We start from the raw sequence: 3,181 nt of genomic DNA, 5'->3' as shown, positions 1-3,181 counted from the left end.
CCTTCGCCCCGCGGTCGGTCGCCGTCTCGCCCTCGTAATTGTGTGACGACAGCATGACGATGCCGCCGGCGTGAATCGTCGAATTGCCGCCGATCGATGCGGCCACCGTCGGGACGACATTGACCGTCGCCAGGCTGGTGCCGGCCGCCAGCGCGCCGACCGAAAGCGCGAACACGTCGCCGGTCGCATCGTGCAGCGTCCACGCCTCGACCGTGAGGAGGCCCGTCGCATTGATGTTGGCGCCGCCGCCAATCGATGCCTCTACGTTCGGCTGAACATCGACGAAAGCGAAATTGAAGGTGAGCGCGCCGAGCCCCGCGGCAAGCGCGAAGGTGTCGGAATCCGCGTTGATCGTCGAGTCCGCATGGACGGTGATGGCTCCGACGGTGTCGGTCTGCCCGATCTGACTGCCCGCGCCGATCGTGGCCAGGACTTCCTTGGTGTTGTCGTCGTCATCGCCGATGGTGACGTCGCTGTAGGACGCGCCGACGGCCACCGCGCCGGCCTGTATGCCGGTCGTCAGCACGTCGAACGTCTGGTTGCTGGTCGCCGAGACCGTAAGGCTGGCCGCGTCGTTGACCACTGTGTTGTCGAGCAAGCCGGCCTGAATGCGGCTGGTATCGTTGACCACCGCGACCGATGCGCCGAGGCCGACGAAGCCGGCCTGCAAGGCGACGGTTGTGACATCGACATCCTGGCCGAAATGGCCTTCGACTCGGATGGCATTGCCAGCCTTCAGGCTTCCACCGGCCTTCGCTCGCACCTGCCCCGACACATTGACGACGGAAATCGAGGCGCCCAGGCCAACAAGACCGGCGCCCAGGCTGCCGACCAACATGTCGACTTCCATCTGTTCACGCGCGTTCACGACGATGTCGTGACCGGCCTCGACCGTGGCGCCGCCTTCGACGGACGCGGTGGTGCCGCGCTCGTCGGTGACGGCGGCCGTTAGCTTGTTAGTCAGGGCGCTGGAGGTCAGCGCGTTGGCGCCGACCTTGTCGCGGGCGCCTTCAACGCCGGCCTTGACCCGCGAGTCGGCCGTATTGCTGTTGGCGCTGCTGCCGAAGCGGCTCAATTCCCCGGTGACGCCTTCGACACCGTCGTCGGCCTGGCCGCCGGCCTCGTCATTGGCGGTCTTGGGGCTTCCGTCGTCCTTCGTCGCGTTGCCGCTGCCACCTTGGTTGTCCTGATAGGAGTCGCTGAATTCCTCGCCGACCGACCAGACCGACACGGACGCGCCGAGCCCGCCGACGCCGATGCCGCCGCTGAAGGCGAACCCACGCAGAACCTTGATTGCAACCGCGTTGACCGACACGTCGCCGCGCGCCCGCACCATGGCGTCGGCGTTGATCGCGGCAACCGTGTCGTTCTTGATGCTACCGAAGTCGATGCCACCGGCCAGGCCGATGAAACCGGCGCCGAGAGCGCCCGCAAAGGACGTGACCCGGACCTCGTTCGCAGCGTTGACATAGACGCCCTGCGCGCCCGCGACCGTGCCCGGATGGGCGACGTAATTTGCCGCGCCCTGGTTGATGTCGGCGCCGACCCCGATCAGCGCCTTGGTGTCCGAATTGAGCAGCGTCACAGTGACGGAGCCAGCCAAGCCGACATAAAGGCCACCGGCGCCGGCGACTGTCACGTTGGTGACCTCTTCCGACGATTCGGCCTGCACAATGACGCCATGCGCCTCGGCCGTGCCGAAGCCGCTCGGATCGCCGCCGCCGACGATCGTGCCAGTAAGCACGCCGCCGATGCCGGCGCCGTTGCCGGAGGCGTCGATGCTTGCATTGTCGCCGATCGTCGCTTCAGTAAGCTTGTCGACGGTGACGACCGCGACCGATCCGGCGGCGCCGCCGCCCGACAGGCCGATGGCGACCGCACCCGCGACCACCACCACCTCGGAATCGTCCTTGGCCATGACGGCGACGTCGCCGCCGGCGACAATCGTCGCGTTGGCGCCGACGCGGGCATAGGTCTCGGTGTCGAACGACAGCACCGAGACGCCGCCCGCCAGGCTGACCGTGCCACTGAAGGCAAGGCCGGCGGAGACGACGATGACCTTTTCCTTGGACGTGGAGATCACGGCGACGTCGTTGTTCGCCTTCACGTCCGCGCCGTCGTTGATCGTCGCGAAAGTATCGACCTTGATGACCGATACGTCGACGCCTGGCGCGCCCGCGCCCGAACCGCCGAAGGCCGCACCGGCCCCGACGCCGACATGGCTGAAGTCGCTCGCCGCCGCAACCAGCACGGACTGTCCAGCATTTCCGGCGCCGGCCATGTCCTGGTTGATCTGTGCATCGGCTCCGATGAACGCCTTTGTCTTGGTATCGACGATGTTGACGGCGGCACCAACTGCCACGCCGACCGAACCACCGCCGCCGACGGAAATTGCAAAAGTTTCGATATCATCCTTCGCCGAGGCCGAGACAGCCACGCCGCGGAAGCCGGTGTCGACCGCCGCGTTCGCAATCCGGTTCTGAGTCAGCCCCGGATCCTGCTGGACGTCGTCGCCGCCCTCCTGGTCGAGGTCCTTGAACTGGGTGAGGCCTGACGGCGTACCAGCCTCCAGGCTGCTCGCGGTCGGCTTGTTGCCGCCCTGCGGCTCGAAGCTCGACATCGCCTGGCTGCCCGCGTAGGAGACGTCGTAGCGGCCGGTTCTCGCCGCGACCGTGCCGTGGCCCTCGCCGGTGACGCGTGCACCCGCGCCGATGAAGGCATCCGTCACCTTGTCGACAACCGCAACGCCGGCCGCGACGCCGACACCGGCGCTGCCGCCAATCGCCACGCCGCCAACGATCAGGTCCATCTCGGTCTCGTCGAGTGCCTGGACGAGCACGCTGCCGCGTGCCCGCACATCCGTCAGGCCGCCGATTGGCGCCAGCGGATCCGACCCGATGAAGGCGCGGGTCTTCAGGTCCAGCACGAAGACGTCGGCCGTCAGCGTGACGCCCGCGCCGCTCGACGCGCCCGCAGCCACCGAGAACGAGCCGATGTCCTCGTTGCCGGTTGCTTCGACCGTCACGTTGCCGTCGACGTCAATGTCGGCGCCCGCCTCGATTGATGCAGTCGTTCTCTTCGTCAGCGTCGACACATTGACACCGGCGCCAACGCCGGCGTTGCCCGCGGAAACCGCGAGCGAGCCAGCGACCGTCAGGATATCGGTTTCGTCGCTCGCAAA

The 3,181-nt window shown here is 67.3% G+C and carries 1 protein-coding gene; it reads right to left on the bottom strand.

The genetic code is table 11. From position 1 onward, the window contains the following. Positions 1–3,181: hypothetical protein (locus EN742_RS29385; RefSeq protein ID WP_210214488.1), on the bottom strand; the 3,181-nt coding region annotated here is incomplete at both ends.

It is taken from the genome of Mesorhizobium sp. M4A.F.Ca.ET.020.02.1.1 (assembly GCF_004022645.1).
Taxonomy (GTDB): domain Bacteria; phylum Pseudomonadota; class Alphaproteobacteria; order Rhizobiales; family Rhizobiaceae; genus Mesorhizobium.
Note: the sequence above shows the minus strand (reverse complement) of the source record. Positions and strands in the feature narration are given on the sequence as shown.